The organism is Streptomyces lichenis (assembly GCF_023218175.1).
GTDB lineage: Bacteria > Actinomycetota > Actinomycetes > Streptomycetales > Streptomycetaceae > Streptomyces > Streptomyces lichenis.
In genome coordinates this window covers 186284-212441 of the sequence record NZ_JALPTH010000007.1, presented here as the reverse complement: position 1 = coordinate 212441, position 26158 = coordinate 186284, and the positions used below count along the sequence as shown (strand labels likewise).

Sequence of the window (26158 nt, the reverse complement as noted above, 5' to 3'; positions counted from 1 at the left end):
GCCTCCCGTGCGGCGGTGCCGCGGGGGCGGGCGGTCAGGTCGCCGGGAAGGTCTTCAGCACCTTTCCGGCGCTGTCCGCGAGGAGGTAGCCGGCGGACCCGTAGGCGTTGGACAGATACACCCGCAGGCTCGGCTGGTCGTCGTTGAAGGTCCAGCGATCGACGATCACATAGCGCGTGTTCGGGTCGTCGACGGCCAGGTCGCGCTCCGCGCGCTCCAGCAGGGCCGGGAGGCGGTCCCAGGCGAGCTCCCCGGGGTCGAAGGACGGCCCGGACGCGCCGCTCGCGGTGGCCGTTCCGCCCGGGCCGATCCGCCGGGCGGTGCCGTCGCGGAACTCGTAGTTGTCGTAGGTGCGGGCCCCGGCCTTGGTGGGGATCCTGGCGAGGGCGTACTCCGGGTAGACGGTCACGCCGATGAGCTGGTCGCTGCCGCTGGCCTGGCCGAACGCCTTCAGCACCGCCCGGATGCCGGCCGGGGTGAGCAGGCTGCCCTCGGTGTCGGCGGTGCCGCGCCCGGCCGGGCTCCCGGCGGTGCTCGGTTCGCCCGCCGGGCGCGTTCGACCGGTGCCGGTGGGGTCCGCCTGGCCGCCGCCGTCGCGTGCTCCCCGGTCCGCCGAGCCGGTGGCCGTGGTCTTCCCGCCCCCGGTGGGGCGGTCGCCGGTTCCGTCCGGCGGGAGCAGGTAGACGCCCGCCAGGACGGCGGCCCCGGCGAGGAGGCCGAGCCCGGCCCAGAGCGGGGCCCGGCGGCGCGGGCGGGCGGTCCGGTCGGCCGGAGGCGGGCCGAACACCCCGTGCGGGGGTGTGGCGGCGGCCGGGTCCCCGCCCGGCGTCCAGCCGCCACCGGGCGGCGGGGTGTACGCGGGGTGGGTGTAGGCGGGCGAGGTGGTGTGGCCCGGGGTGTCCTGGGGGCGGGGTGGAGCGCCGTGGCCCGGCATGCCGTCCTGAGGGCGGGGTGGGGTGCCGGAGGTGAGCGGTACGGTGCCGGGGTCGCCGCCCGTTTCCCGGAGCGCCGCCTCGGCCAGCAGCCGGTCCAGTGCGGCGGCGTCCGGGCGGGCGGCCGGGTCGCGGACCAGCAGCCGGGTCAGCACCGGGGCGAGGGCGCCGGAGCGGACCGGCGGGGGGATCGGGTCGTCCAGGACGGCGACCACGGTGGCGAGGCTGGTGGCCCGGCGCAGCGGGTGGTGGCCCTCGGCCGCCACGTACAGCAGCATGCCGAGCGACCACAGGTCGGAGGCGGGGTTGCCCTCCTCGCCGCGCACCCGTTCCGGGGCGATGAACTCGGGTGAGCCGATCAGGTCGCCGGTGGAGGTGAGCCGGGAGGTCGACTCGTCCAGGACCGCGATGCCGAAGTCGGTGAGCACCGCGCGCCCGTCCGGCCGGAGCAGTACGTTGGCGGGCTTGACGTCCCGGTGCTGGATGCCGGCGGAGTGCGCGGCGGCGAGTGCGGAGAGCACCTCGCGGCCGAGCCGGATCACCTCGGGCACCGGCATCGGGCCGGTGGCCAGCCGGTCGTACACCGAGTGGCCGGCGACCAGTTCCATCACGATCCACGGCGGCGAGCCGTCCGGTGGTTCCACGATGTGGTGGATGGTGACCACATGCGGGTTGGAGAGCCGGGCCAGCGCCCTGGCCTCGCGGATCGCGCGGGCGCGGAACTGGGCGGTGAGTCCGGGCCGGGCCGCCTCCGCCGCGGGGTCCGGCGGGCGGACCTCCTTGAGGGCGACCTCGCGGTCGAGGGCGGTGTCGCGGGCCCGCCAGACGGTGCCCATGCCGCCGCTGCCGAGGGGGGACACCAGTCGGAAGCGCCCGTCGACCAGGGGTCTGCCGGCCTCACTCATGCTCATGGCCGGACATAGTAGGAGGCCCGTCGGACAGCGCGGACCCCGGCCGCCACCGAAAGGGCGGCGCGGCCCGTCCCGGGCGCGCGGAGCCCCGGCGCGCTCGGGGTGCGCCGGGGCCCGGCGGGGAGGTGCGAAACGGCTGCGCGGTACGGGTCAGCGGTCCCTGACCGGGCCGGGTGCGCCGCGCGTCCGGGAGCCGCTCCCGCGCCCCGCGGCCGCGGCCATGGCAAGGCCCAGCACCAGGGCCACGGCGCCGACGATGATGTTGTTGACCACGGTGCGGGTGGTGTCGACGTTCCCGGCGACCACCCACGGGGAGACGATGGTCCACGCGCCGATGGCGCAGGCCGCCCAGGCCATGGCGTGGGTGCGCTCGTACGCGGAGCCGAACCCGCCCATGCAGAGGGCGTAGGCGACGCCGGTGATGAGGTTGCAGACGGCGAGCGTGGTGAGGCCGCTGAACCCGGCGATCCATGGCGAGGCGGCCAGGTAGACGCCGGTCAGCAGGCCGAGGGTCTCGACCGCCTGGCTGCGGGGGGTACTGGTGGCCCGTTCGAACCGGGAACGCATCTCGGCAAGATCGGGGTGCTGCTCGATGCTCGGATGGGTGGTCATGACGGGCCGCCTCCTGTCGGAAGACCCTTATCTGCCCTTTATGCCCATAAAACCTCTCCTGGGCGTGGCGGTCAACCGCTCGGGATCCGGGGTTTCCCGGGTCAACGGGGGCGTTTCCCCGGAGGTCCGATGGTTTCCCCCGCCGGTGACCGACACCTGAGCGCACCGCGGTCGTTGGTCAACGGCGTGCCGTCGACCGACGGCGGCGCGGGCGCGCGGCGCCGAGGGGCGCGCGCGAGGCGCTTCGCACCGAACGGAAGGGCGATCCATGAGGCTTCGTACCACCACCACCGCGGCACTGGCCGCGGCCGCCGGCGTACTGCTGGGGATGGGCGCGGGGGTCGCGGCCGCCGCAGTCCCGGAGCACGGCACCGCCCCCGCGACCGGTCGGGTCGCGGGGGCGGGGGACGCCCACCGGGGCGACGGCGTGGCGCTGGTCCGGCATGACGCGCTGACGCCGTCGTCCGTGGTCGACTACGTGCTCGGCACCGACGGCGGCTGAGAGGGCGAGCGGGCCTCGCCCGGCTGGGCCGGGAGGTCCACGTCCACCGGCCCGGGCTGCGTCATCGGGACCGGCCCGGCCCCCGCGCCGTGGTGGCGCAGCGCCCAGTTCTCCAGGGCGGTCCGGCAGGCGTGGTCCAGGTGGCGCAGCCCGGTGAGGTCCAGCTCGATGGGCCGGTCCTTGGGCAGGGCCTCCAGTTCCTCCAGGATCTTCGGCAGCCGCAGGAAGGTGGCGTTGCCGCCGATGGCCACGATGAGCCGGCCGCCGGTGAGTTCGGTGACCTCCAGATGGACGTGGGAGGTCTCCCAGGCGGTCTTGCAGACCGCGAGGAGCAGACCGAGCACCACGCCCTCGAAGAGGTTGGTGGTGACCACGGCCACCGCGGTGACGGCGAGGATCACGGCCTCACCGCGGTGCCGGTGCCAGAGCCCGGCCAGCTCCCGGACCGGGATCAGCTTGCAGCCGGCGTGCACCAGGACGCCGGCCAGCGCGGCGAGCGGGATGACGCCGATGGCGGCGGGCAGCAGGGCGGCGAAGAGCAGCAGCCAGACGCCGTGCAGGACCCGGGAGAGCGAGGTGCGGGCGCCGGCCTGGACGTTGGCGGCGCTGCGCACGATGACGGCGGTCATGGGCAGCGCGCCGAGCGCCCCGCACAGGGTGTTGCCGACGCCCTGGGCCATCAGCTCCTTGTCGTAGTCGGTGCGCGGTCCGTCGTGCATCCGGTCCACCGCGGCCGCGCTGAACAGGCTCTCGGCGGAGGCGATCAGGGTGAAGGCGAGCACGGTGCCGATCGCGGCGGCGGTGCCGAGCCCGGTGAAGTCGTCCAGTCCGGGCGGCTGGACGGACTCCAGCAGCCCCTGCACCTCCACCTTGGCCAGCGGCAGGCCGAGGGCGGCGGTGGCGGCGGTGGCGAGGGCGACCGCCACCAGCGGGCCGGGCACGATCCGCACCCGGGCCGGCAGCCGGGGCCACACCACCAGGACGGTGACGGTGCCGGCGCCCACCAGGAAGGCGGTCAGCGGGGTGCCGCCGGACAGGACCGTGCCCGCGAGCTCGGGCAGTCCGGCGATCTTGCCGAGGCCGCCGGACGGCTGGGCGGTGTCGGCCATGGCGTAGACCTGGCCGAGGATGAGCACCAGTCCGATCCCGGCGAGCATGCCCTGCACCACGGCGACCGAGATGGCCCGGAACCAGCGGCCGAAGCCGAGGGCTCCGAGGGCGAGCTGGAGCAGTCCGGAGATCAGCACGATGGCGCCGAGGGCGGCCAGGCCGAACTCCTGGACGGCCTCGTAGACCAGTACGGTCAGCCCGGCGGCCGGGCCGCTGACCTGGAGTGAGCTGCCCGGCAGCATGCCGACGACCAGTCCGCCGACGATGCCGGTGACCAGGCCCAGCTCGGCCGGGACCCCGGAGGCGACGGCGACGCCGACGCACAGCGGCACGGCGACGAGGAAGACGACGAGCGAGGCCAGGACCTCGCGGCGGAGCGCGGAGGGACTCTTCAGCGCGTTGAGGTTGAGCATGAGGGTGGCTTCCTAGCGGTGCGGTCCGCCGACGGGGCGGAGGGGGTGGTCGGGAGTACGCGCGTGGGCGGGGGATGTGCTCACAGCGCGGCGAACTCGCCGTTCCCCTCCGGCCGGTGGACGCTCACCGCACCGGTGTCGATCTCGTAGTACCAGGCGTGCAGGGTCAACCGGCCGGAGGCCAGCCTCTCCTGTACGGCCGGGTAGCCGCCGAGGGTGGTCAGTTGGCGTACGGCGTGGCGCCGCACCGCGTCGGCCAGGTCGGTGGTGCCGGGCGGTTCGGGGACGGAAGTGTCGAGCCAGCCCCGTACGGCCGGGACCGCGGACAGGTCCTCGCCCCGCACCAGGGCGCCGACGGCGCCGCAGTGGGAGTGCCCGCAGACCACGATGTCCCGGACGCCGAGGACGCGCAGCGCGAACTCGACGGTGGCCATCTCGCCGCTGGGGCGGGACTCGTCGTAGCGGGGGACGACGTTGCCGGCGGTGCGGAGCTCGAACAGCTCCCCCGGCCGGGCATCGGTGATCAGGGAGGGGATCACCCGGGAGTCCGAGCAGGTGATGAACAGTGCCTCGGGCGACTGGCCGGCGGCGAGTTCTCGGAACTCCTCCACCCGCCCGGCGAGCCGGTCGGGGAACGAGCGGGCGTTGTCGATCAGTGACTTCATGGCGGCCTGCCTCCTGCGCCCGGGCCGTGGGGGCGGGGCGCGGTGTGGTCGGGTCAGTTCGGTTCGCGTGGGGGAGGAACGGGACGGGTTCGGGGCGCGGTCCGCGGGGTCGCCGCGGTTCGCCGGGCAGGACGCAGTGGTCCGGCGCCTCCCGATGGTGCACCATCCCGGTGCCCCCAACTTTGCCTGAACATTACCTTCTCGTGAAGGTCGTTTCCCGCCGCCCTGGCCGCCGTGACGGCCGGTTTGCTTCCCTCCCGTGTTACCGCCGCGTTTCGGTCGCCTTGGCGACCGTCCATTCGTTCGTTTCCACGCATGGTGAACTCTTGAACGATTCAGCCCAGGATCCACAGGACTGGTGACGGCCCCTCCGCCCGTACCGTTCCGGGCGCCGTGGCGGCCGGTTTCACGCCACCGCTTGAATACGTGACCATTCCGAAAGAGAAGGGTGAATGTGCGTCAACAGGCAGAGCCGTGCAGGGTGAGTTCCGCACCGACCGACCGGCAAAGTGCCGGCACGAGATGGAGAGGGTATTCCCATGCGGACTCTGGTAAAGCGCGTTGTCGTGAGCGGAATGGCGGCGGGGCTGATGATCCCGCTGGCCGCCACGAGCGCCGCGGCGGCCCCCGCCGCGCCCGAACCGGGGCTCTACGCACCGACCGCGCTGGTCCTGACGGTCGCCCCCGGCGAGGACGCCGGCACGGCGAACCCCGCCCGGGCGGTGACCCTGAGCTGTACGCCGACCGCGAGCGGAACGCATCCGGCGCCGCGTGCGGCCTGCGCGGAACTGAACGCGGTCCAGGGTGATTTCACGCGGCTCGGGGACGACGCCCAAGGCCGTCCCTGCGTCAAGATCTGGTCTCCGGTGACCGTCACCGCGCAGGGGATCTGGCAGGGCGAGCGGGTGAACTTCTCGCACACATACGGCAATTCCTGCGAGCTCCAGGCCGAGGGCGCGGTCTTCTCCTTCTGACCGGACACACTGGCGCGTTTCCGCCCACGCAGCCGCCCGCGCACCACCCGGACGACCCGGGTGGTGCGCGGGCGCTTCCCGAGCCCCGCCACGGCCGCCGGGCTCCGACACCCGCCGACCACCCCGCGCACCTTTCGGACGCCCAGGCCGAAAAGCATGGCAAAGGGGCGGCAAAGGGAGGGTCAGGCGATGCCCGGCGGCTCGGTGAGGGCCGGGTGGCACCCGTGGGGCGGCTCGGTGACGGCCGGGCGCGGGTACGGGGTTGCTCGGCCCGGGTGGCGGCCTGACGTTCGCCGCCCCGCACACCCTCCCGTCCTCCCACCCTCCGGCACTCCGGCCGGCAGGGCGGTCAGTGCCTGGCCCGGTCGCCCGCCTCGCGCAACCGGGCCAGGGCGCGGCGGGCCGGGCGGGTGGAACGCAGCGCGGCCCGGGCGGCGTTGGCGCCGGGGGCGCCGTGCACCCCGCCGCCGGGGTGGGCGGAGGCGGAGGCCAGGAAGAGCCCCGCCACCGGGGTCTCGGGACGTCCGGTACCCGGCACCGGGCGCAGGAACAGCTGCTGGTGCATCGCGGTGGTGCCGCCGTTGATCGCCCCGTCGCGCAGATTGGCGTCCATCGCCTCCATGGTGGGTGGGGCGAGCACCCGGCGGGCGCGCACCAGGGACCGGAAGCCGGGGGCGAACCGCTCGACCTGCTCCTCCACCCGGTCGGCGAACACCTCCGCCTCATGGGCGTCCCAGCGGCCGGTCAGGCCCGCGTCCCCGGCGTCTCCGCGGATACGGCGGGGCACATGGGTGTAGGCCCAGGCGGACTCGGTGCCGGCCGGGGAACGGGTGGGGTCGGCCGTGGTCATCTGCCCGAACAGCAGGAACGGCCGGTCCGGGACGCGGCCCATGGCGAGCTGCGCGGAGTACCGGGTCAGCTCGTCCACACCGTCGGCGAGGTGCACGGTGCCCGCACCGGCCGCGGCCTCCCCGGCCGTCCAGGGCACCGGGGCCGACAACGCCCAGTCGACCTTGAAGGTGCCCCAGTCCCACGCGAAGCGCCGCAGGTCGTCCAGGAGCCGGGCGGGCAGATGGCGAGGGTCGACCAGTCCGCCGTAGAGCGCCGGGGCGGTCACATCGGCGAGCACGGCCCGGCGGGCGGGCACGGTCTCCCCGCGAGCTGTGCGGACCGCGACGGCCCTGCCGGATCGGACCACCACCTCGGTGACCGGCTCCCCGCAGCGCAGTACGCCGCCGCGGCGCACCAGGCGCCGTACCAGGGCCGCGGTCAACTCCCCCGCCCCGCCGACCGGCACCGGGAAGCCGTGGAACTGGCCGAGCATCGACATCAGCCAGCCGAAGCCCCCGCTGCCCGCGGCCTCCGGCGCGAGGTCGGCGTGCAGGGCGTTGCCGGCGAGCAGCAGCCGCCCGCCCTCCCCGCGGAACTCCTCCTCGCCGAGCCGCCGCACCGGCAGCAGCAGCGCGCGGGCCGTCCGCAGTCCCCCGGCCGCGCGGGCCTGGGCGGCCATCCTGAGCGCGGGGCGCAGCGGTGGGAAGGGGGTGAAGAGGGCGTCCAGGACGGAGTCGCCCAGCCGGTCCCAGATCCCGCACAGCCGCTGCCAGCCGAGGGCGTCGGCGGCGGCGAACTGAGCCAGTGCGGCCGCGGTCGCCGCCCGGTCGCGGTCCAGTACGGCGCACCGGCCGTCGCCGAGCGGATGGGCGAGGACCTTCGGGGCGTGGCTCCAGCGCAGGCCCTCGTCCTCCAGCCGGAGCCGGGCCAGCACCGGGGAGGCGGCGGCCAGCGGATAGAAGGCGCTGAAGGTGTCGCTGATGTAGTCGGGGTGGACGGCCCGGTCGCTGCGGACCGCGCCGCCGGGTTCGTCCTGCGCCTCCAGCACCTCCACCGACCAGCCGGCGTCCAGCAGCAGATTGGCCGCCACCAGTCCGTTGGGCCCCGCGCCGACGACCACCGCGTCCGGGCCGCCGCCGTCCGGGGCGGGCACCGGTCCGCGTACCGCCCCGAAGGGCGTGGTCACCGCGGGGACCGTTCCACGAGCCGGGCCAGCCGGGCCAGCATCGAGCGGTGCCGCAGCTGCAGCAGGGCGTCGTCCAGGGTGTTGTGCAGCAGGCCGCCGGCGCCGCGCAGCGGGTGCTCGTCCAGGACGACCAGGGTCTCGTCCTCGCCCCAGGGGCGCAGCTCGATGGCGATCCGGGCGGTGCCGAGGGCTCCGGCATGCGCCTCCAGCTCCAGCCGGCGCCTCGGTTCACTGACCCGGACGACGGTGCGCCCCGATGCCCGGTACGGGCCGAGGCGGACCTGGTACTCGATCGCCGAGCCGGTCGCGGGCCAGCCGGGGGTCTTCTCCCGCGTCTCGGAGGTGCCGACCACCCACCGGTCGTAGCGCGATCCGTCCGCGAGTACCGCCCAGACCGCCTCCGGCGGCCGCTCGACGAGATGGTGGCGTACGGCCATGGGGCTCCTCCGTGGCTCAAGCGAGTGAGCGCCCCGGGTACCCACCCAAGCCACCCCGACACCGGGCCCCGGTTCCGGGCAGAACTCGGCGGCGCCGCCTGCGCCACCCCGCCTCGACCCCGGGCCCGTGCCGGGCTCCCGGCCGACGGGGGAAACGCCTGAGCCGCTTTCGACCTCCGGGCCCCCCGCCGGGCCCCCGGCCGGGCGGGGGTGGGCGGCGGGCCGCCGGCTTCCGGGCAGGTCCGGGGGGCGGGGGCGTTCGGCCTACCCATCGGGAGCCGGGTCGCGGGCCGCCACATAGACCGAGCTGCTGGGACGCGACCCGGCCCCGGGCACGGTCGCGGCGCCGCACTGTCCGGGCGCGGCCCGGGCGGGGCTGCGGTCGGGTCAGTCGGTGGGCTTCAGGGGTTCGGTGAGGGCGGCACGCCATTCGGGGCGCCGGTCGGAGCCGGGGCTTGTCCAGTACTCCCGGCCGTGGGTGACCAGCCCGGCCCGTACGGTCCAGAAGGAGGCCGCGCGGAACACCCCCACGCCCTCGTGCGGGACCTCGACCTCGGAGGCGACCTCCTCGCCGTCGGCGACGACCCGCAGCACCCGTATCGACCAGCCCTCCGGGTACTCGCGGTTCACCGCGAGGTAGGCGTCCCGACCCACGATGCGCTCCCCGGTGAGCGGCCACTCGACGACGGCGTCCTCGGCGACCAGCGCGGCGACGCCCGCCCAGTCGCGTGCCTGCATCCGGTCCCACAGCAGCGCGATCACTCTCGACGGTTCCATGCGTGCGACCTTGCCAGAGGGGTCTGACAGCGGGGCCCGGCGGAGACAAGGGAGGCCCCGACCGGAGGGGGGATCCAGCCGGGGCCGTCAAGGGGTGGGCGCGGAGGGCGGTCGCCTCTCGGCGGGGGGCTCCATGGGGCTTCAGCCGAACGATCTTCCCCATGGGCGGTGGGTGAGGCCCGGGGACACTGTCCCCTCCACGTCCACACCCGGTCCAACGGTGCGCGGCCTCGCCCTGTTCCCGGGGCGGCACCGCCAGGGGTGTGAGCTGTCCCACCGCTCGCGGCCTGGTCAGGGCCGGTAGACCACACCGGGCTCCGGCTCGGCCGGGGCCATCAGCTGGGGGACGGTGACGAAGGTGAAGCCCCGGGCCTTGAGCTCCTCGATGATCCCGGGGACGGCGGGCACCGTGCCGTCGTAGATGTCGTGCAGCAGGATGATGCCGTCGCGCTCGGCCCCGTCGAGCGTCCGCCGGGTGATCAGCTCGGAGTCGGTGGTCTCGTAGTCCTTGGCGGTGACGCTCCACAGCACCTGGGCGAGCCCCAGCTCGCGGCTGACGGAGGCCACCGCGTCGTCGGTGCGGCCCTGCGGCGGGCGCATCAGGGTGGGCTTGCGGCCGGTGATCCGCGCCACGGCGTCCTGGGTGCGGGACAGCTCCTCGCGTATCTCGTCGGGCTCCAGGTCAGTGAGTATCCGGTGGGTCCAGGTGTGGTTGGCGACCTCGTGCCCCTCGTCCGCGATGCGGCGAACCACGTCGGGATAGCGGTCCACGTGCTTGCGGCCGAGCAGGAAGAAGGTCGCCGGAACCTTCTCCCGCTTCAGCACATCAAGCAGGTGGGGGGTGTCCTTGCCCGGGCCCGCGTCGAAGGTCAGCGCGATGCACTTGGCCTGCCGGCAGTCCACCGGCCCCGCCTGGCCCTTGGCGTCGTCCCGGGCATCGGCCGGGGCCACCCGGTCGGCGCCGCAGCCGGTCAACGCCAGCAGCAGCGTCCCGGTGGCAAGCAGCGCCGCGGCGCGTCGCCGACCGGCGCGCCCGGTGGGCCGAGGACGGGTGCCGGGGACCGCCGCACAGGAGGTGGCGTCCAGCGCAGCGACAGGCCTACGGGGGGCGGGGGGCTGCGTGCCGAGCGGCGGCATGGGCGTCTCGCTTTCCGGTGGAGGGCGGGCGGACGCGACCGCCCCGGGCCGCGGCAGGCACCGCCGCGTCCAGGGAGGACGGTACACACGGTGTATACACGCGATTCATACCGGGTCGGCGTCCGGCGATGTTTCCGTCGAACCGCCAGGGGAACCCCCGGACCCATGGTGCAAATCGGATACACGATGATGACCGAGCAGGCCGGCCCCCGAGCCCTGGTGGACCATGTGGTCCAGGCCGAGGCGGCCGGGTTCGACTTCTCGGTGACCTCCGACCACTACTTCCCCTGGCTGCGCTCGCAGGGCCACTCCCCCTACGCCTGGGCGGTGCTGGGAGCGGCGGCGCAGGCGACGTCGAGCATCCCGCTGATGACGTACGTCACCTGCCCGACCTTCCGCTACCACCCGGCCGTGATCGCCCAGAAGGCGGCCACGATCCAGCTGCTCTCCGAGGGGCGGTTCCGGCTCGGTCTCGGCTCCGGGGAGAACCTCAACGAGCACGTGGTGGGCGGCGGATGGCCGGCGGCCGATGTACGCCACGAGATGCTGGAGGAGGCGGTGGAGATCATCCGGGCGCTGTTCGGCGGCCGCCATGTGAACCACCGGGGCACCCACTTCGACGTGGAGTCGGCGAAGCTGTGGGACCTGCCGGACGCTCCCCCGCCGATCGGGATCGCGGTCTCCGGCGAGCAGTCCTGCGAGCTGGCCGGCCGCCTCGCCGACCTGGTGATCGCGACCGAACCCAAGGCCGGGCTGCTGGAGTCCTTCGACCGGCACGGGGGCACCGGGAAGCCCCGGGTGGGCCAGCTGCCCATCTGCTTCGACCGGGACCGGGAGGCCGCGGTACGGCGGGCGCACGACCAGTTCCGCTGGTTCGGCAGCGGCTGGAAGGTCAACGCTGAGTTGCCGCACCCCGACTCCTTCGACGCGGCGACCCAGTTCGTCACCCCCGAGGACGTGGCCGCGTCCATCCCGTGCGGCGACGACCCGGACGACTTCGTGGCCGCCGTCCGGCCGTACGCGGAGGCCGGGTTCACCGAGATCGCCCTGGTGCAGATCGGCGGCGACTCGCAACCCGCCTATCTGGACTGGTCGGAGAAGACCCTGCTGCCGGCGTTGCGGGACGCGCTGGGCTGAGTCCGGTGACCAGCGCATCCCACGGCGGCACCGGCGGTGGCGGGGCCACGGGCACGCCGCACCGGGCGACCCATCAGGACGGTGACGGACGGGTGCCGTCCGGGAGCAGGGACCGCGCCCAGCAGCCGGCCCCGGCGAGCGGCGGCGACGGTGACGGCGGGCGCACCGCCCTGATCGTGGTCGACATGATCAACTCGTATGAGCACCCGGACGCCGACCTGCTGCTGCCGTCCGCCCGCGAGACGCTGCCGGTCCTGGTGGACCTGCTGGGGCGGGCACGGGAACGGGACGTGCCGGTGATCTATGTGAACGACAACTTCGGCGAGTGGCGCTCGCACCACGGCGAGATCGTCGAGACCGCGCTGTCCGGACCGCACGCCGAACTGGTGGAGCCGATCCGGCCGGACGACTCCTCCCTCTTCGTCGTCAAGGCCCGGCACTCGATCTTCTTCGAGACCCCGCTGTCGTATCTGCTGGGCCAGCTGGGCGTGCGCCATGTGGTGCTGTGCGGCCAGGTGACCGAGCAGTGCGTGCTCTACTCGGCGCTGGACGCGCACATCCGCCACTTCGAGGTGACGGTGCCGGTGGACGCGGTCGCCCATATCCACGCCCCGCTGGCCGACGCCGCGCTGGAGATGATGCGGCGGAACATGGGGGCGCGGACCGTGCTCGCCAAGGAAGTGGACTTCGAGCAGGCAGGCGTACGCCCCGGGTGACCCGGAGCGTACGCCCGCCTGCCGGCACGTACCTGCCGGCGAGAAGGCGGCGGCCGCCGGTCCCCCGCTTCCCGGGGGGGGCCGGCGGCCGTGCTGCCGTGCTGCCGTAGGACGACGGCGGTCAGCGTGGGCCGAGCTGGAGGCGCGCCTCGCGCTCGTGCTCACCGCTGACCGACTCGGTCGAGTGGACCTCGAAGATCCCGGCGAGCGCCTTCTCCACCTCGTCGACCGCGTGCGCGTCCCCGGTCAGCAGGGCCGTCACCCGGGTGCTGAGGGCGGGCGGCTCGCCGGAGGCCTCCCCCGACCCGGACTGCCGGGCGGACCCGCTGTCGAAGGTGGCCATCCAGACGGTCGGCTCGGCACCGCCGGAGGTCCCGGCGCCCGGATCGACCGGGTCGCAGGCGGCGAAGACCCGGTCCAGGGACGCGAACACGGCGTGGGCGTCCTGCCGGCCGCAGTCGCTCAGCTGCACGGTGACATCGCAGTCGGCCGCGTGGTTGCTGGTCTCGTTGCTCTCCACGTACTCCACTCCTCAGGTCCGGTGGGTCCGGGCGGGTCCCGCCGGGTCCGGTCGTTCCGGTGGCGGCCCGGCCGGGCGGCATGCCCGGCCGATGCCCGTACAGCCACGAATACCTCACCGCCCGCTCGCCAATCAGGATCGGCACACGCGCGTTTGCGGCGGTGGGGGGCAGGTACGAGGGTGTGAGGAAACCGGCAGGAAACGGACCGCAGCGCCAGGAGGACCCCCTATGCCCGCTGGATCGAGCGCCAAGCGTGAGCGGCAGTACGAGCACATCAAGGACAGCGCCAAGGACCGCGGCGCCGGCGAGGAGCGGGCCAAGGAGATCGCCGCCCGGACCGTCAACAAGGAGCGGGCCCGCGCCGGGGAGTCGAAGACGGCGAGCAAGACCTCCACGCAGGACATGTCGTCCGGCAAGCGGGGCGGGCAGCGCTCCGGCAGCGCCGGTCCCAAGGGCCCGACCTACGACCAGCTGTACCAGGAGGCGAAGAAGAAGGGCGTCGAAGGCCGGTCCTCGATGAACAAGGAGGAGCTGCGGCGCAAGCTCGGCAAGTGACGAACGGGCCGGCCCCCCGTCCACGGGGCGGAGGGCCGGGCCGGATCGGTCAGCCGAACGGGCCCTCCGCGAGGTGCGCGAGGAGGTCGGCGGGGTCGTCGTGGATCACGGCGGCCCCCGCCTCCGTCAGGGCGGCTCGCGGGATACCGCCGCACAGCAGTCCCACACAGGTGGTGCCCGCCTTGGACCCAGCCGCCATGTCCCACACCGTGTCGCCGACGAAGACCGAGCGCCCGGCCTCCGCGCCGGCCAGTTCGAGCGCCCGCTCGACCGGTTCCGGTGCCGGCTTGCCCCGCTCCACGTCATCGGCGCTCGCCGTGGCGGTGATCGCGTCGTCCGCGTCGATGGCCCGCCGCAGCGCGGACAGTTCCGAACCCCCGGCGGAGGTGGCCAGGACCACGGTCCAGCCGTTCGCCGCGAGCGTCCTCAGCAGCCGGCCGGCGTCCCGGAAGGCGGGCAGCCGCTCGTAGTAGGTGCCGTAGAGCGTCTTGTGCGCGGCGCTGATCCCGGCGTCCTGGTCCTGGTCCCGGTCCTCGCCGAGCAGATGGGCGATCAGATCGGTGGAACCGAGCCCGACGGACCGGTGGATCGCGTGCATCGGCGCATCGTGCCCCGCCTGGCGGAACGCCTCCCACCAGGACGTCACATGCAGGTGGTTGGTGTCGACGAGGGTTCCGTCGACGTCGAACACCGCGGCTCGGGTCATCGTTTCCTTCTCTCCGTGTCCTTGGTCGTCCGTCAGGCCGGCTTCTCGCGGCCGTTCAGTCGCTGCTGTTGCGGGTCCCCCGCCGACCGGACGGGTACGGCCGGTGCCGTCCACCCGGCCCAGTCGGTTCACCCGCACCGGGCGTACGGGCAGGAGTACCGGTGACCGCGTGCGGCCCGGGCAAACGGCGGACCGGGCAATCGGCGGGCCGGGGTGGATGCCGGGCGGAAGCGCTGGTTGGAGGGGCCGCCGCGGGTTAGAAGACCAGTGCGAGCGGATCGTGGGAGGATCGCATGACTGCACAGAGCAGTACGGGTGTGCCGGAGGGCGGGGCCGTCGGCAGAGGCGGGCGCAACGAGACCCAGGACGAGCGGGCCGACCGGCGCTGGACCGAGCTGATCCAGGAGATCAGGGTCGCCCAGACGGGGGTGCAGATCCTCTTCGGCTTTCTTCTCACCGTGGTGTTCACACCCACGTTCGAGGACCTGGCCGACGCCGACAAGGCCATCTACATCGTCACCGTGGTGCTCGGCGCGGCCACCCAGGGGGCGTTGATCGGCCCGGTGGCGTTCCACCGGGTCGTCTCCGGGCGCCGGATCAAGGAGCACGCGGTGGTCTGGGCCTCCCGGCTGACCTTCGCCGGGCTGGTACTGCTGCTGTTCACCCTGGTGTCCGCGCTGTTCCTGGTGCTCCGGGTGGCCACCCACGACGGCTTCGTGCCCTGGCTGGTCGCCGGCATCGTCGGCTGGTACCTGGTCTGCTGGTTCCTGCTGCCGATGTGGGCGCGGATCCGCTACACCACGGACGACTGACGGTCCGCTGGATCCATGTCGAAGCCCCGGGGGACTCCGAGTCCCCCGGGGCTTCCGCACGCGTCCGTCAGCCGTCCCGGAACCGTCATTCCTCCCGGGGAGCCGGGCCGAGGCGCAGCACCTGGTCGATGGTGTCCGCCTCGGCCGCGGTCTTGTCGGTGCGGTGGCGCAGCACCCGGGCGAAGCGGAGAGCGACTCCGGCCGGGTAGCGCGGTGAGCGCTGGAGGCCGTCGTAGGCGATCTCGACCACGAGCTCCGGCCGGACCCGCACGGTGAACCCGTCGTCCTCGACGGCGAGCTCCCGCAGCCGCTCGGTCTGCCAGCGCAGCATGGCGTCGGTGAGCCCCTTGAACGTCTTGCCCAGCATCACGAAGCCGCCCCCGCCGGAATCCGCCCGCCCGGCGCCGCCCGCCCCCACCGGCCCCTCGACGCCGGGGACCCGAGCCGCGGCGGCGCCCACCCCCACCGGCCCGACGGCGTCGGCCGGGTCCTCGGCAGCGGGCGCCTTGCCCTCCGCCGCCCGGGCGCCGAGGTGCAGGTTGGACAGCAGCCCGGTGCGGCGGCCGTGGCCCCACTCGGCCGCCAGCACGACCAGGTCCAGGGTGTGCACCGGCTTGACCTTGAGCCAGGAGCGGCCGCGGCGCCCGGCGCTGTAGGGCGCGTCCAGCGCCTTGACCATCACCCCTTCATGGCCGCGCGCCAGGGTGTCGGCGGAGAACGCCTCGGCCGCGCCGAGCGCGGCGGAGTCGGCGGGGTCCTCCACCACGGTGCGGCGCACCCGCATGGGTTCGGGCACCAGCCGGGTCAGCGCGGCGTGCCGCTCGTGCCCGGGCAGATCGAGCAATTCGGCCCCGTCGGCGGCCAGCACGTCGAAGAAGACCGGCGAGACCGGCAGCGCGGCCGCGGCGGTGGCCACGTCGGTCCGGGAGCCGACCCGGGAGGCGATGTCCTGGAAGGGCCGGGGGCGGCCGTCCGCGTCCAGCGCGATCACCTCCCCGTCCAGCACGAACAGGTCGCCCGCCAGCCCGCGCGCCGCGGCGGTGACCTCCGGCAGCCGGTCCGTGATGTCGTCCAGCGAGCGGGTGTAGACCCGCACCTCGTCGCCGGAGCGGTGCACCTGTACGCGCACCCCGTCGAGCTTCTCCTCCACGGCGCACGGCCCGACGGCGGCGACCGCCTCCGCCACGCTCTTCGCCGTGTGGGCGAGCATCGGCTGCACGGGGCTGCCCACCCGCAGGGTGAACCGCTCCAGCACGTCCGGCCCTTCGGCCAGCAGCGCCCGGGCCACCCGGGGCAGCGAACCCTCCAGCATCACCGCCCGCCGCACATCCGCCGGGGCGGCCCCGGCGGCCTTGGCGACCGCCTCCAGGGCGACCGCGTCCAGGGCGCCCTGCCGGATCTCGCCGGTCAGCAGCCGCAGCAGCAGCTGCTGTTCGGGCGCGGTCGCCGCCGCCATCAGCGCGTGGACCAGCCGCTGCCGCTCGGCCTGCGAGCCTGGCCCGGCCACCGCGGCCAGCTCGGTGAGCGCCGCGTCGGTGCCGGTCACGGTCAGCCCGGCCTCCTCGGCGGGCGGGACCCGCTCCTTGAGCGTGCTCCAGCCGATGCCGATCCGGCCCTGGGGCAGCCGCCCCGACAGGTAGGCGATGACGAGCGGCGCCTCCTCGGGGGAGGCGGCCGAGAACAGTTCCGCCAGGACGGCGGTCTTGCGGGAGCGGGCGGAGGTGGCGGCGACCTGGTCGGAGACCTCCGCGAGACGGGCCAGCAGCATGCCGCCATCGTGCCCGGCCCCCGGCCCTCCCGCACCTGGGTACGCCACCCGAGGCCCGGAATGCCCCGGGACCCGGAACGCCCCGAGCCCGGAACGCTCCGAAGCGCGGAACCGCGCGGCTGCCGGGCCATCCCCCTTCCGCCTCGCTCCGCCTGGCTCGCCTGGTCCGCCTGGCTCACCTGGTCCGCTTGGCTCGCCTGATTCGGCCTGGCTCGTCTTGCTCCGCCTTGCTCGCCTGGTTCCGCCTACTAGCTCGCCTTGCTCCCCCCGGCTCGCCTTGGTGCCGCCGCCCGCTGTGCGCCCCTTCCACTTCCTTCTTATGGGCAACGAGTCGAAGGGGTGCCGAAGTGCCCGGTTGGCGAGATGTCGCCAACCCGGGGTCAGTGGGCGCGGGTGGAGGGGGCGTGCCGGGTGGGTGGCGGGGCGGGGGGTGAGTTGGGGGCGTGGTCAGCGGGAGCTCTCCCGGGCGTCATCCAACTGGCCTAGTCTGCCCAGCGGTTCGCATTCGAGGCAGGGTGACGGAAGGGCAGGGGTCCGATGGGGATGGTGTCGCGTACCGCGACCACGGCCGCGCTGGCGGCGGCGCTGATACTGGGCGGTGCCCCGGGTGCGGGGGCGGGGGTCGCGAGGGCCGGGGCGGAGGCGGCGTACTCGGCCACGACCGGGGTGGGGGTGCACAACGCGTACGAGAAGTCGGCCTATCCGTACTTCGCGGACGCGCTGGACTCCGGGGCGGCCATGCTGGAGCTGGATGTGTGGACGAACGCGTTCGGGCGGTCGTGGCGGGTGTCGCACTCCAATCCGCTGGGGAACGACAACAACTGCGTGAACGCGGCGAACGCGGACGGGCTGCGGACGGGGCCCCGGGACCAGGACCTCGGCGGGTGCCTGGCGTCGGTCCGGGCCTGGCACGACGCCAACCCGGGGCATCGTCCGGTGGTCCTGAAGATCGAGCTGAAGGACGGGTTCCAGGGGAAGGCGGGGCGGGGGCCGGCGGCTCTGGACGCGCTGCTGACCGCCCGGTTGGGTGACGCGTTGTTCCGTCCGGCGGATCTGGTGGGGGGACATCCGGACCTGGACGCCGCGGTAAGGGCGGGCGGGTGGCCGGCGCGTGACGCGATGGCGGGGAAGTTCGTGGTGGAGATCATCCCGGGGACGGTGGAGAAGGACAACCCGCTGGACACCCTGTGGACGGACCGGGAGTACGCCCAGCATCTGCGGGCCCTCGCGGCGGCCGGGCGGCTGCGGGAGGCCGCGGCCTTCCCGGCGGTGCTGGGCGCGGCCGCGGGTGATCCGCGTACCCGGTACGCCGACGCCGGGCTGCGGCCCTGGTTCGTCGTCTTCGACGGTGACGCGTCGTTCTACGCGGGCGGCGGCTCGGTGGACACGGCCTGGTACGCCCGTAACGGCTATCTGGTGGTGATGACCGAGGCGCACAAGGTGGCGCCGGCGATCGACGGCGTCAGCCCCACCGAGGCGCAGGCGCGTGAGCGGGTGGCGCTGCTGGCGGCGCGGCACGCCAGCGTGGTGTCCTCCGACTGGCGTTCGCTGACGTCGGTGCTGTCGTCGGTCGTGCCGCGGGGCGGCGCCGGCCGGTAACGCCGGCAAGAGGGGCCGGCCCGGCCGCGGGTCAGTGTTCGGTGGCGGCGAGGTCGGCGGGGCGGCGGGTGCCCACGGCCAGGTGCTCGCCGACCCGGTTGACCAGCAGGGTCATCTCGTAGGCGACCTGTCCCACGTCGGCGTCGGCGTCGCTGAGCACGCAGAGGCAGCTGCCCTCGCCGGCGGCGGTGACGAAGAGCATGGCGTCGTCGAACTCCACCATCGTCTGGCGCGCCCGCCCGGCCTGGAAGTGCCGTCCGGCGCCGCGGGCCAGGCTGTGCAGTCCGGAGGAGACGGCCGCCAGGTGCTCGGCGTCCGCCCTGGCCAGGTCCGTGCTCGCGCCGGTGACGAGGCCGTCGCTGGAGAGCACCAGGGCGTGGCGTATCTGCTCGACACGCTTGATCAGGTCGTCCAGCAGCCAGTCGAGTCCCTTGTCGAGAGCCATGTCCGGTCCTCCCCGTAGCGGTCCATTCCCCTTCCGGTAAGACTTCCGTACGGATGTGAGCAGGGCAAGAACGCCTCCTGGCCAGTGTCGGCGGGCCGGTCGCGGGGCGGGTGGGGCGCCGCCCGGCGTGAAGCGCTCAGGGGGTTCGCACGGTTGGCGCGGGGCGCTTGGGCGGGGCGGGTTTCCCGCGCCGGGGAGGGCGGGGGCCCAAGGGGTGTCGCCGCCGGTCACGGTGTGGTCCCGGTCTTTGTCGACCTTGGTCTACCTGAGCTAGCCTTTTGCAGATTTGCCGCCCAAGTGAGTGACGGGTGAAGAAGCTGCCAAGGCCCCGTCCGCGGGGCCGTCGCGGTTTCCTCGCCCGGCCGCCCGCGCCGGCCTTGTGGTTCCCCGGACTCCAGTGAGGTTGACGATGACTGACACCACCGACTCGCGCCCGGTGGCCGGCACGGCGGTACGCACGGGCGGCCGGGTGAGCGAGCCGGAGCTGCGTCAGCTGCTGGCCGGTCTGACCGCGGTGCGTGACGGCGATTTCGGTACCCGGCTGCCCGGCGAGGGCGACGGGCTGATGGGTGAGATCGCCACCGTCTTCAACGGCATGGTGGACCAGTTGTCGCTGTTCACCTCCGAGGTGACCCGGGTGGCCCGCGAGGTGGGTACGGAGGGGACGCTCGGCGGGCAGGCGGAGGTGCCGGGGGTGTCGGGCACCTGGGCGGACCTGACCGACTCGGTGAACGCCATGGCCGGCAATCTGACCACCCAGGTGCGTGACATCGCCCAGGTGGCGACGGCGGTGGCCAAGGGCGACCTGTCGCAGAAGATCGACGTGGACGCCCGGGGCGAGATCCTGGAGCTGAAGAACACCGTCAACACGATGGTCGACCAGCTCTCGGCGTTCGCCGACGAGGTGACCCGAATGGCCCGCGAGGTGGGCAGTGAGGGGCGGCTCGGCGGGCAGGCGGAGGTGCCGGGGGTCGGCGGGGTGTGGCGTGAGCTGACCGACTCGGTGAACTTCATGGCGGGCAACCTCACCAACCAGGTCCGCAACATCGCCCAGGTGACTACGGCGGTGGCCAAGGGCGACCTGTCGCAGAAGATCACCGTGGACGCGCGCGGGGAGATCCTGGAGCTGAAGAACACCGTCAACACGATGGTCGACCAGCTCTCGGCGTTCGCGGACGAGGTGACCCGGATGGCCCGCGAGGTGGGTACGGAGGGGGTGCTCGGCGGGCAGGCGGACGTGCGCGGGGTCTCGGGCACCTGGCGGGATCTGACCGACTCGGTGAACTCGATGGCGGGCAACCTCACCAACCAGGTGCGCTCCATCGCCCAGGTGGCCACCGCGGTGGCCGGGGGCGATCTGTCGCAGAAGATCACCGTGCAGGCCCGGGGCGAGATCCTGGAGTTGAAGAACACCATCAACACGATGGTCGACCAGCTGTCGGCCTTCGCGGACGAGGTGACGCGCGTCGCCCGCGAGGTGGGCACCGAGGGCAACCTGGGCGGTCAGGCCGTGGTGCGCGGGGTCTCCGGTACCTGGAAGGACCTGACGGACAACGTCAATGTGATGGCGTCCAACCTGACGGGTCAGGTGCGCTCCATCGCCCAGGTGGCGACCGCGGTGGCGCGCGGTGACCTGTCGCAGAAGATCACCATCGAGGCGCGCGGTGAGGTGGCCGCGCTGGCCGAGGTGATCAACACCATGGTGGACACCCTCTCCGCGTTCGCCGACGAGGTGACGCGGGTGGCCCGCGAGGTGGGTACCGAGGGGCGGCTGGGCGGTCAGGCGCATGTGCCGAACGTGGCGGGCACCTGGAAGGACCTCACCGACAACGTCAACTCGATGGCGAACAACCTGACCAACCAGGTGCGCAACATCGCGCTGGTGACGACCGCGGTGGCCAACGGCGACCTGTCGAAGAAGATCGACGTGGACGCCCGCGGGGAGATCCTGGAGCTGAAGACCACCATCAACACGATGGTCGACCAGCTCTCCGCGTTCGCCGCCGAGGTCACCCGGGTGGCCCGCGAGGTGGGCAGTGAGGGCCGGCTGGGCGGGCAGGCCGAGGTCGAGGGCGTCTCGGGCATGTGGAAGCGGCTCACCGAGAACGTCAACGAGCTGGCCGGGAACCTGACCCGGCAGGTGCGGGCCATCGCCGAGGTGACCAGCGCGGTCGCCGAGGGCGATCTGACCCGCTCGATCACGGTGGACGCCTCCGGTGAGGTGTCCGAGCTGAAGGACAACATCAACGCGATGGTGGGGTCGCTGCGCGAGACGACCCGGGCCAACCAGGAGCAGGATTGGCTGAAGACCAACCTGGCCCGGATCTCGGCGCTGATGCAGGGCCACCGGGACCTGGCGGTGGTGGCGGAGACCATCATGGACGAGCTGACCCCGCTGGTGAACGCCCAGTACGGGGCGTTCTACCTGGCCGGGGACGGCGACGGGATGGTGGAGCTGCGGCTGGTCGGCTCCTACGGGCGGCCGGCCGGCTCCCCGGCGGAGGTGCGGTTCCGGCTGGGCGAGTCGATGGTGGGGCAGGCGGCCCGCAGCCGGCGGATGATCGCGGTGGACGGTGTGCCGGACGGGTACGTCACCCTGTCGTCCGGTCTGGGGCAGGCCGCGCCGTCCAGTCTGCTGGTGCTGCCGATCCTGGTGGAGGAGCAGGTCCTCGGGGTGATCGAGCTGGCCTCGTTCCGGCCGTTCCCGCCGGTGCACCGGGACTTCCTGGAGCGGCTGATGGACTCGGTCGGCGTCAATGTCTCCACCATCATGGCCAACTCCCGTACCGACGAGCTGCTGGTGGAGTCGCAGCGGCTGACCGCGGAGCTCCAGGCGCGCTCGGAGGAGCTGTACGTACAGCAGGAGGAGCTGCAGAAGTCCAACGCGGAGCTGGAGGAGAAGGCGGCGCTGCTGGCGGCGCAGAACAGCGACATCGAGGCGAAGAACCTGGAGATCGAGCAGGCCCGGGGCGAGCTGGAGGCGCGGGCGCAGCAGCTGTCGCTGGCGTCGAAGTACAAGTCGGAGTTCCTGGCGAACATGAGCCATGAGCTGCGTACTCCGCTGAACAGCCTGCTGATCCTGGCGCAGTTGCTGGCGCAGAACCCGACCCGCAACCTCACGCCGAAGCAGGTGGAGTACGCGGGGATCATCCACTCGGCGGGTTCGGACCTGCTCCAGTTGATCAACGACATCCTCGATCTGTCGAAGGTCGAGGCGGGCAAGATGGACATCAATCCGGAGCGGGTGTCGGTCCGGGGTCTGCTGGAGTACGTGGAGGCCACGTTCCGGCCGTTGACCACGCAGAAGAGCCTGGACTTCTCGATCACCACGGCGCCGGGCGCGCCGACGGATCTGCTGACCGACGACGCCCGGTTGCAGCAGGTGCTGCGCAATCTGCTGTCGAACGCGGTGAAGTTCACCGAGCGGGGCAGTGTGGAGCTGCGGATCGAGCCGGCCGCCGACGCGGAGCTGCCGGCGTCGATGCGCGGGGTGGGCCCGTCGGTGGCGTTCCGGGTGAAGGATTCCGGCATCGGTATCCCGGAGCAGCAGCTTGAGGTGATCTTCGGCGCGTTCCAGCAGGCGGACGGCACGACGAGCCGCCGGTACGGGGGGACGGGTCTGGGGCTGTCGATCAGCCGGGAGATCGCGTATCTGCTGGGCGGTGAGGTGATCGCGGAGTCCACTCCGGGTCTGGGCAGTACGTTCACGCTGTTCCTGCCGGTGCGGCGGACCGATTTCGAGTCGGTGGCGGCCTCGGCTCCGCTGGTGTCGGTCGGTGGCGGCGGGGTGCGCCGGGAGATCGCGGCGCGGCCGGTGTCGGCGGCGGTGCCGTTGGTGCCGGAGCCGACGGTGCCGCACCGGCGGCGGCTGCTGGTGATCGAGGACCGGCCGCGGGGTCTGATGTCGCTGGTGGCGGAGAAGGCGGTGGCGGAGGTGGCGGACAGTCCCGGCGGGCTGTTCGCGGACGGCGCCGTGGTGGTGGATGTGATCGGGGCGCTGGGGGCGCAGGAGGCGGCGACCGCGCTGGCGGCGGAGGCCTGCCACTGCGTGGTGCTGGACCTGGACATGTCGGAGGCGGAGACGCTGCGTTTCCTGGACGCGATGGACGGGGACGCGGGGGCGCAGAACGTGCCGGTGCTGGCGCACAACAGCCGCCGGATGGGCATCGGCTACGAGCGGGAGCTGCAGATGCGGTCCCGGATGCGGCCGTTGGAGCTGCTGTCCAGCCTGGACGAGCTGCGGGAGCGGATCACGCTGCACCTGTCGGCGGAGGAGCCGGGTGACGTGCTGCCGCTGATCCGCTCGGAGGAGGCGCCGGCCGGGCCGCCGCAGGACGCGGACGCGGCACTGGCGGGCCGTACGGTCCTGGTGGTGGACGATGACGCGCGCAACCTGTACGCGCTGAGCGGCATCCTGGAGCTGCACGGGATCCGGGTGCTGCACGCGGAGAACGGCCGGCAGGGCATCGAGGCGCTGGACGAGCACCCGGATGTGGATCTGATCCTGATGGACGTGATGATGCCGGAGATGGACGGCTACACGGCGACGGCGGAGATCCGCCGGATGCCGGAGCACAGCGCTCTGCCGATCATCGCGGTGACCGCCAAGGCGATGCCGGGTGACCGGGAGAAGTGCCTGGCGGCGGGGGCCAGCGACTATGTCACCAAGCCGTTGGACGCGGACGATCTGATCGCCTGTGTCCGCCGCTGGGTGGCGGCCCCCTAGGTGCGCCGGGCGGCCGTACCTCCCGACGGCCGCCCGCCGCCCGCCCCTTCGAGCTCGCCCGCGCACGACCGTCGAGGAGCAGTCACGGTGAACAGCCCCCAGCCCTTTGGGGCTTCCGTCCCGGACGACGGGCCGCCGGACCCGGTGCGGTCCGCGGCCGGGGAGAGCGCCGCCCGGCCGGTCGAGGTGCCCGAGCCGCGGGAGGCCGCCGAGCCGGTGGGCGGGGAGGCGGCCGCCCTCGTGCCCGGGGCGGAGCCGGCGCTGCCGGTGGCCGGTGGGGAGGCGGCCGGGACGGTGTCCTCGGTGGGCCGACTGGCGGCCACCGTGGAGCGGCTGCGGCGGGAGGTGGCGAGCGCGCACGCCGCCGCCGACGGCCGGGCGCTGATCGAGCTGGCCAAGGGCATCCTGGTGGAGCGGTTGCAGTGCGGCCCGGGTGAGGCGGCCCGGCAGCTGACGGCGCTGGCCGAGCAGGCGGGGGTGCCGGCGCTGGAGCTGGCCGCGGACATCCTCAACCGGACGGCGGCGGACCGGCTGTCGGAGGCGGCGGGTTCGTTCCTGTCGCTGGCCGCCGCGGAGGACCGGCCGGAGCCGGCGCGCGGCGAGGTGTCGGTCGGGGTGCGGCTGCGGACCGCGGAGAGCGGCACGCTGGCGGCGGACGACACCCAGGCGGCGGCCGAGTCGCTGCTGGAGCACGCGCTGGCGCCGCTGGGCGCGACCGGGGTGGCCATCTGGGCGGCCGGGCACGACGCCTCGTTCACGCTGGCCGGGCACGCCGGTTTCCCGGTGGAGGAGGCCCGCCGGTGGCGGTATGTCCCGCCGGGGGTGGCGACGGTGGCGCAGGCGGCGATGACCGAGCGGCGCACGGTGTGGTTCGAGACGCTGAGCGCCGGTTCGCTGCCGTCGATCGGCGGCCGGGACGAGAGCTCGCGCGGCGGGCGGGCGGCGGTGCCGGCCGGGACCGGCGGCCGGATCGTGGGGGTGCTGGAGATCTGCTGGCCGCACCGGCTCGATCCGCAGCCGCCGGCGATCCAGCGGCAGGTGGAGGCGCTGGCGGAGCTGTGCGCGCACACCCTGGAGAACCGGCCGCGGTACACGGCGGGGCCCTCGGGCACGTCGAGCGCGCTGGATCAGGACGTGGCCGAGCTGGTCGATGTGGTGGACAGCCTGTACGACCCGGCGCTGCTGCTGCTTCCGCATCTGGACGCGGAGGGGCGGCTGGCGGACTTCCGCATCCACCACGCCAACCGGCGGTTCCTGGATCCGGCGGGGCGGCCGCGCTCCGCGGTGAGCGGGGCGCTGTTCCTGGAGGCGTACCCGGTGTCGGCGGGCCGCAGCGAGCTGTTCGACACCATCGCCCGGGTGTACGCGACCGGTGAGCCGTTCCGTGCCGAGCGGATGACGCTGACGGCGCTGGTGGACCAGGTGCCGCTGGAGGCGGTGGCCGATCTCAGTGTGAGCCGGTACGGCGGGGCGCTGCTGTTCATCTGGCGTACCGAGGACGAGGCGGCGCGGCTGGCGAGCCTGCTGCAGCACGCCCAGCGGCTGGGCCGGATCGGCGGGTTCGAGGAGAACGTGCTGACCGGGGACATCACCTGGAACCAGCAGATGCACCATCTGCACGGGCTGCCGCTGACGGCGCCGCCGATCCCGTTGGAGCAGCTGCCGGCGTACGCGCATCCGGATGACGCGGTGGCCATCGGCCGGTTCCTGCGGGCGCTGCTGCGCCATCGGCGTCCGGCGTCGACGGCGTTCCGCCTGCAGCGGCCGGACGGGGTGACCCGGCATGTGCGGGTGATCGCCGAGCCGGTGCTGGACGCGGACGCCCGGCTGCTGATGATCCGCGGCGCCTACCAGGACATCTCGGCGCAGCACTGGACGGAGGTGGCGCTGGCGGCGACCCGGGACCAGTTGGCACACACCGAGCAGGAGTCGGCGGAGCGCAACCGGCTGGCGCTCCAGCTCCAGCACGCCATCATGCCGCCGGCGCGCGGGCCGCTGGACGCGCCGGGGCTGCGGGTGGGGGTGCGCTACCGGCCGGCCGAGACCGAGCATCTGGTGGGCGGCGACTGGTACGACGCGTTCGTGCTGCCGTCGAAGCAGGTGCTGGTGTGCGTCGGCGATGTGGCCGGACACGGCATCAAGGCGGCCACCAGCATGATCGTGCTGCGGAACGCGCTGCGCGGGCTCGCGGTCACCGGTGCGGGACCGGCGCAGCTGCTGACCTGGTTGAACATCGTGGCGCACCATCTGACGGACCAGGTGACGGCGACCGCGGTGTGCGGGCTGTTCGATCCGGGCACCCGGGTGCTGCGCTGGGCCCGGGCCGGCCATCTGCCGCCGGTGCTGGTGACCGGTGAGGAGACCACCACGCTGCCGGTGATCCAGGGGATGCTGCTGGGCGCGGTGGCGCACACGGAGTACGAGGAGGGCGTGGTCCGGCTGGATCCGGGGGACACGCTGCTGATGTACACCGACGGGCTGGTGGAGCGGAAGGACGCCTCGCTCCAGGAGTCGCTGGAGCTGCTGATGGGCACCGCCCGGCAGTCGGCGCCGTCGCTGGAGCAGCGGCTGGACCGGCTGCTGACGCACAGTGCGGCGGACACCGACGACGACACCTGTGTGGTCGGCATCCAGGTCGAGTAGCGGGGCCGGGCGCCCGAGCCCCGGGAGACGGCGGCCGGGTCCG

The 26158-nt window shown here is 73.7% G+C and carries 21 protein-coding genes; 9 read left to right on the top strand and 12 right to left on the bottom strand.

Going from position 1 to position 26158, the window contains the following annotated elements:
• Positions 1 to 34: 34 nt before the first annotated feature.
• Together M1O15_RS10045 and M1O15_RS10040 are read right to left on the bottom strand one after the other, a co-directional pair.
• Complete coding sequence (locus M1O15_RS10045; RefSeq protein WP_248632962.1) at positions 35 to 1843, bottom strand: serine/threonine-protein kinase; 1809 nt, start codon at positions 1841 to 1843, stop codon at positions 35 to 37.
• Positions 1844 to 1993: 150 nt separating this feature from the next.
• On the bottom strand, positions 1994 to 2455 hold the full coding sequence (locus M1O15_RS10040; protein WP_248632961.1) for an SPW repeat protein: 462 nt from the start codon (positions 2453 to 2455) through the stop codon (positions 1994 to 1996).
• A 268-nt stretch (positions 2456 to 2723) separates the two neighbouring features.
• On the opposite strand from M1O15_RS10040, the gene M1O15_RS10035 reads away from it, so the two are divergent.
• The gene (locus M1O15_RS10035; protein WP_248632959.1) at positions 2724 to 2957 is read left to right on the top strand and encodes a hypothetical protein; all 234 of its coding nucleotides are present in this window, start codon (positions 2724 to 2726) and stop codon (positions 2955 to 2957) included.
• Here M1O15_RS10035 and M1O15_RS10030 read toward each other — a convergent pair.
• Together M1O15_RS10030 and M1O15_RS10025 are read right to left on the bottom strand one after the other, a co-directional pair.
• Complete coding sequence (locus tag M1O15_RS10030; RefSeq protein WP_248632957.1) at positions 2930 to 4480, bottom strand: SulP family inorganic anion transporter; 1551 nt, start codon at positions 4478 to 4480, stop codon at positions 2930 to 2932. The two genes, M1O15_RS10035 and M1O15_RS10030, sit on opposite strands and share 28 nt — an antisense overlap.
• An 80-nt stretch (positions 4481 to 4560) precedes the next feature.
• Positions 4561 to 5145 (bottom strand): carbonic anhydrase, encoded by a 585-nt coding sequence (locus M1O15_RS10025; RefSeq protein WP_248632955.1) that lies wholly within the window; start codon positions 5143 to 5145, stop codon positions 4561 to 4563.
• 539 nt (positions 5146 to 5684) lie between these two features.
• On the opposite strand from M1O15_RS10025, the gene M1O15_RS10020 reads away from it, so the two are divergent.
• Complete coding sequence (locus M1O15_RS10020) at positions 5685 to 6119, top strand: subtilase-type protease inhibitor (RefSeq protein ID WP_248632953.1); 435 nt, start codon at positions 5685 to 5687, stop codon at positions 6117 to 6119.
• Between the two features lie 349 nt (positions 6120 to 6468).
• Here M1O15_RS10020 and M1O15_RS10015 read toward each other — a convergent pair whose 3' ends face one another.
• From M1O15_RS10015 to M1O15_RS10000, 4 genes are all read right to left on the bottom strand, one after another.
• Complete coding sequence (locus M1O15_RS10015) at positions 6469 to 8136, bottom strand: phytoene desaturase family protein (protein ID WP_248632951.1); 1668 nt, start codon at positions 8134 to 8136, stop codon at positions 6469 to 6471.
• Positions 8133 to 8573 carry an SRPBCC family protein gene (locus M1O15_RS10010; protein WP_248632949.1) on the bottom strand — a complete coding sequence of 147 codons (441 nt, stop codon included), beginning with the start codon at positions 8571 to 8573 and terminating at the stop codon, positions 8133 to 8135. Before M1O15_RS10010 ends, M1O15_RS10015 begins: the two co-directional genes overlap by 4 nt.
• 387 nt (positions 8574 to 8960) lie before the next feature.
• Positions 8961 to 9350, bottom strand: a complete 390-nt coding sequence (locus tag M1O15_RS10005) for a nuclear transport factor 2 family protein (RefSeq protein WP_248632947.1) — start codon at positions 9348 to 9350, stop codon at positions 8961 to 8963.
• 291 nt (positions 9351 to 9641) lie between these two features.
• Positions 9642 to 10487 (bottom strand): polysaccharide deacetylase family protein, encoded by an 846-nt coding sequence (locus M1O15_RS10000; RefSeq protein WP_248632946.1) that lies wholly within the window; start codon positions 10485 to 10487, stop codon positions 9642 to 9644.
• Between the two features lie 165 nt (positions 10488 to 10652).
• Between M1O15_RS10000 and M1O15_RS09995 the strand changes: the two genes are divergently transcribed.
• Both M1O15_RS09995 and M1O15_RS09990 read left to right on the top strand, forming a co-directional pair.
• Complete coding sequence (locus M1O15_RS09995; RefSeq protein ID WP_248632944.1) at positions 10653 to 11624, top strand: LLM class F420-dependent oxidoreductase; 972 nt, start codon at positions 10653 to 10655, stop codon at positions 11622 to 11624.
• A 170-nt stretch (positions 11625 to 11794) separates the two neighbouring features.
• On the top strand, positions 11795 to 12340 hold the full coding sequence (locus tag M1O15_RS09990; protein ID WP_282576558.1) for a cysteine hydrolase family protein: 546 nt from the start codon (positions 11795 to 11797) through the stop codon (positions 12338 to 12340).
• A gap of 121 nt (positions 12341 to 12461) precedes the next feature.
• On the opposite strand, the gene M1O15_RS09985 is transcribed toward M1O15_RS09990, so the two are convergent.
• Positions 12462 to 12860, bottom strand: coding sequence for a hypothetical protein (locus M1O15_RS09985; protein ID WP_248632942.1), 399 nt, complete (start codon positions 12858 to 12860; stop codon positions 12462 to 12464).
• A 229-nt stretch (positions 12861 to 13089) separates the two neighbouring features.
• On the opposite strand from M1O15_RS09985, the gene M1O15_RS09980 reads away from it, so the two are divergent.
• Complete coding sequence (locus M1O15_RS09980) at positions 13090 to 13416, top strand: plasmid stabilization protein (protein WP_248632941.1); 327 nt, start codon at positions 13090 to 13092, stop codon at positions 13414 to 13416.
• A gap of 49 nt (positions 13417 to 13465) precedes the next feature.
• Here M1O15_RS09980 and M1O15_RS09975 read toward each other — a convergent pair whose 3' ends face one another.
• Complete coding sequence (locus M1O15_RS09975) at positions 13466 to 14122, bottom strand: HAD family hydrolase (RefSeq protein WP_248632940.1); 657 nt, start codon at positions 14120 to 14122, stop codon at positions 13466 to 13468.
• Positions 14123 to 14415: 293 nt separating this feature from the next.
• On the opposite strand from M1O15_RS09975, the gene M1O15_RS09970 reads away from it, so the two are divergent.
• Positions 14416 to 14934, top strand: coding sequence for a DUF6328 family protein (locus M1O15_RS09970; protein ID WP_248632939.1), 519 nt, complete (start codon positions 14416 to 14418; stop codon positions 14932 to 14934).
• An 85-nt stretch (positions 14935 to 15019) separates the two neighbouring features.
• Here the strand turns inward: M1O15_RS09970 and M1O15_RS09965 are convergent, their stop codons facing one another.
• Positions 15020 to 16702 carry an ATP-dependent DNA ligase gene (locus M1O15_RS09965; RefSeq protein ID WP_248632938.1) on the bottom strand — a complete coding sequence of 561 codons (1683 nt, stop codon included), beginning with the start codon at positions 16700 to 16702 and terminating at the stop codon, positions 15020 to 15022.
• 537 nt (positions 16703 to 17239) lie between these two features.
• Between M1O15_RS09965 and M1O15_RS09960 the strand changes: the two genes are divergently transcribed.
• Positions 17240 to 18301 (top strand): phosphatidylinositol-specific phospholipase C domain-containing protein, encoded by a 1062-nt coding sequence (locus tag M1O15_RS09960; RefSeq protein WP_248632937.1) that lies wholly within the window; start codon positions 17240 to 17242, stop codon positions 18299 to 18301.
• Positions 18302 to 18332: 31 nt separating this feature from the next.
• On the opposite strand, the gene M1O15_RS09955 is transcribed toward M1O15_RS09960, so the two are convergent.
• Positions 18333 to 18746 carry a roadblock/LC7 domain-containing protein gene (locus M1O15_RS09955; protein ID WP_248632936.1) on the bottom strand — a complete coding sequence of 138 codons (414 nt, stop codon included), beginning with the start codon at positions 18744 to 18746 and terminating at the stop codon, positions 18333 to 18335.
• A gap of 409 nt (positions 18747 to 19155) precedes the next feature.
• Here M1O15_RS09955 and M1O15_RS09950 point away from each other — a divergent pair, with 409 nt between their 5' ends.
• Positions 19156 to 23472, top strand: coding sequence for a HAMP domain-containing protein (locus tag M1O15_RS09950; protein ID WP_248632935.1), 4317 nt, complete (start codon positions 19156 to 19158; stop codon positions 23470 to 23472).
• Between the two features lie 87 nt (positions 23473 to 23559).
• Positions 23560 to 26115 carry a SpoIIE family protein phosphatase gene (locus tag M1O15_RS09945; protein WP_372499426.1) on the top strand — a complete coding sequence of 852 codons (2556 nt, stop codon included), beginning with the start codon at positions 23560 to 23562 and terminating at the stop codon, positions 26113 to 26115.
• The last annotated feature ends 43 nt before the right edge of the window (positions 26116 to 26158 follow it).

Coding starts and splice junctions, on each gene's coding strand:
- M1O15_RS10040 (WP_248632961.1), bottom strand. CDS start 2,455: ATGACCACCCATCCGAGCATCGAGCAGCACCCCGATCTTGCCGAGATG.
- M1O15_RS09970 (WP_248632939.1), top strand. CDS start 14,416: ATGACTGCACAGAGCAGTACGGGTGTGCCGGAGGGCGGGGCCGTCGGC.
- M1O15_RS10020 (WP_248632953.1), top strand. CDS start 5,685: ATGCGGACTCTGGTAAAGCGCGTTGTCGTGAGCGGAATGGCGGCGGGG.
- M1O15_RS09980 (WP_248632941.1), top strand. CDS start 13,090: ATGCCCGCTGGATCGAGCGCCAAGCGTGAGCGGCAGTACGAGCACATC.
- M1O15_RS10045 (WP_248632962.1), bottom strand. CDS start 1,843: ATGAGCATGAGTGAGGCCGGCAGACCCCTGGTCGACGGGCGCTTCCGA.
- M1O15_RS10030 (WP_248632957.1), bottom strand. CDS start 4,480: ATGCTCAACCTCAACGCGCTGAAGAGTCCCTCCGCGCTCCGCCGCGAG.
- M1O15_RS09955 (WP_248632936.1), bottom strand. CDS start 18,746: ATGGCTCTCGACAAGGGACTCGACTGGCTGCTGGACGACCTGATCAAG.
- M1O15_RS10025 (WP_248632955.1), bottom strand. CDS start 5,145: ATGAAGTCACTGATCGACAACGCCCGCTCGTTCCCCGACCGGCTCGCC.
- M1O15_RS09995 (WP_248632944.1), top strand. CDS start 10,653: ATGGTGCAAATCGGATACACGATGATGACCGAGCAGGCCGGCCCCCGA.
- M1O15_RS09965 (WP_248632938.1), bottom strand. CDS start 16,702: ATGCTGCTGGCCCGTCTCGCGGAGGTCTCCGACCAGGTCGCCGCCACC.
- M1O15_RS10035 (WP_248632959.1), top strand. CDS start 2,724: ATGAGGCTTCGTACCACCACCACCGCGGCACTGGCCGCGGCCGCCGGC.
- M1O15_RS10000 (WP_248632946.1), bottom strand. CDS start 10,487: ATGCCGCCGCTCGGCACGCAGCCCCCCGCCCCCCGTAGGCCTGTCGCT.
- M1O15_RS09960 (WP_248632937.1), top strand. CDS start 17,240: ATGGGGATGGTGTCGCGTACCGCGACCACGGCCGCGCTGGCGGCGGCG.
- M1O15_RS09975 (WP_248632940.1), bottom strand. CDS start 14,122: ATGACCCGAGCCGCGGTGTTCGACGTCGACGGAACCCTCGTCGACACC.
- M1O15_RS09950 (WP_248632935.1), top strand. CDS start 19,156: ATGACTGACACCACCGACTCGCGCCCGGTGGCCGGCACGGCGGTACGC.
- M1O15_RS10010 (WP_248632949.1), bottom strand. CDS start 8,573: ATGGCCGTACGCCACCATCTCGTCGAGCGGCCGCCGGAGGCGGTCTGG.
- M1O15_RS10005 (WP_248632947.1), bottom strand. CDS start 9,350: ATGGAACCGTCGAGAGTGATCGCGCTGCTGTGGGACCGGATGCAGGCA.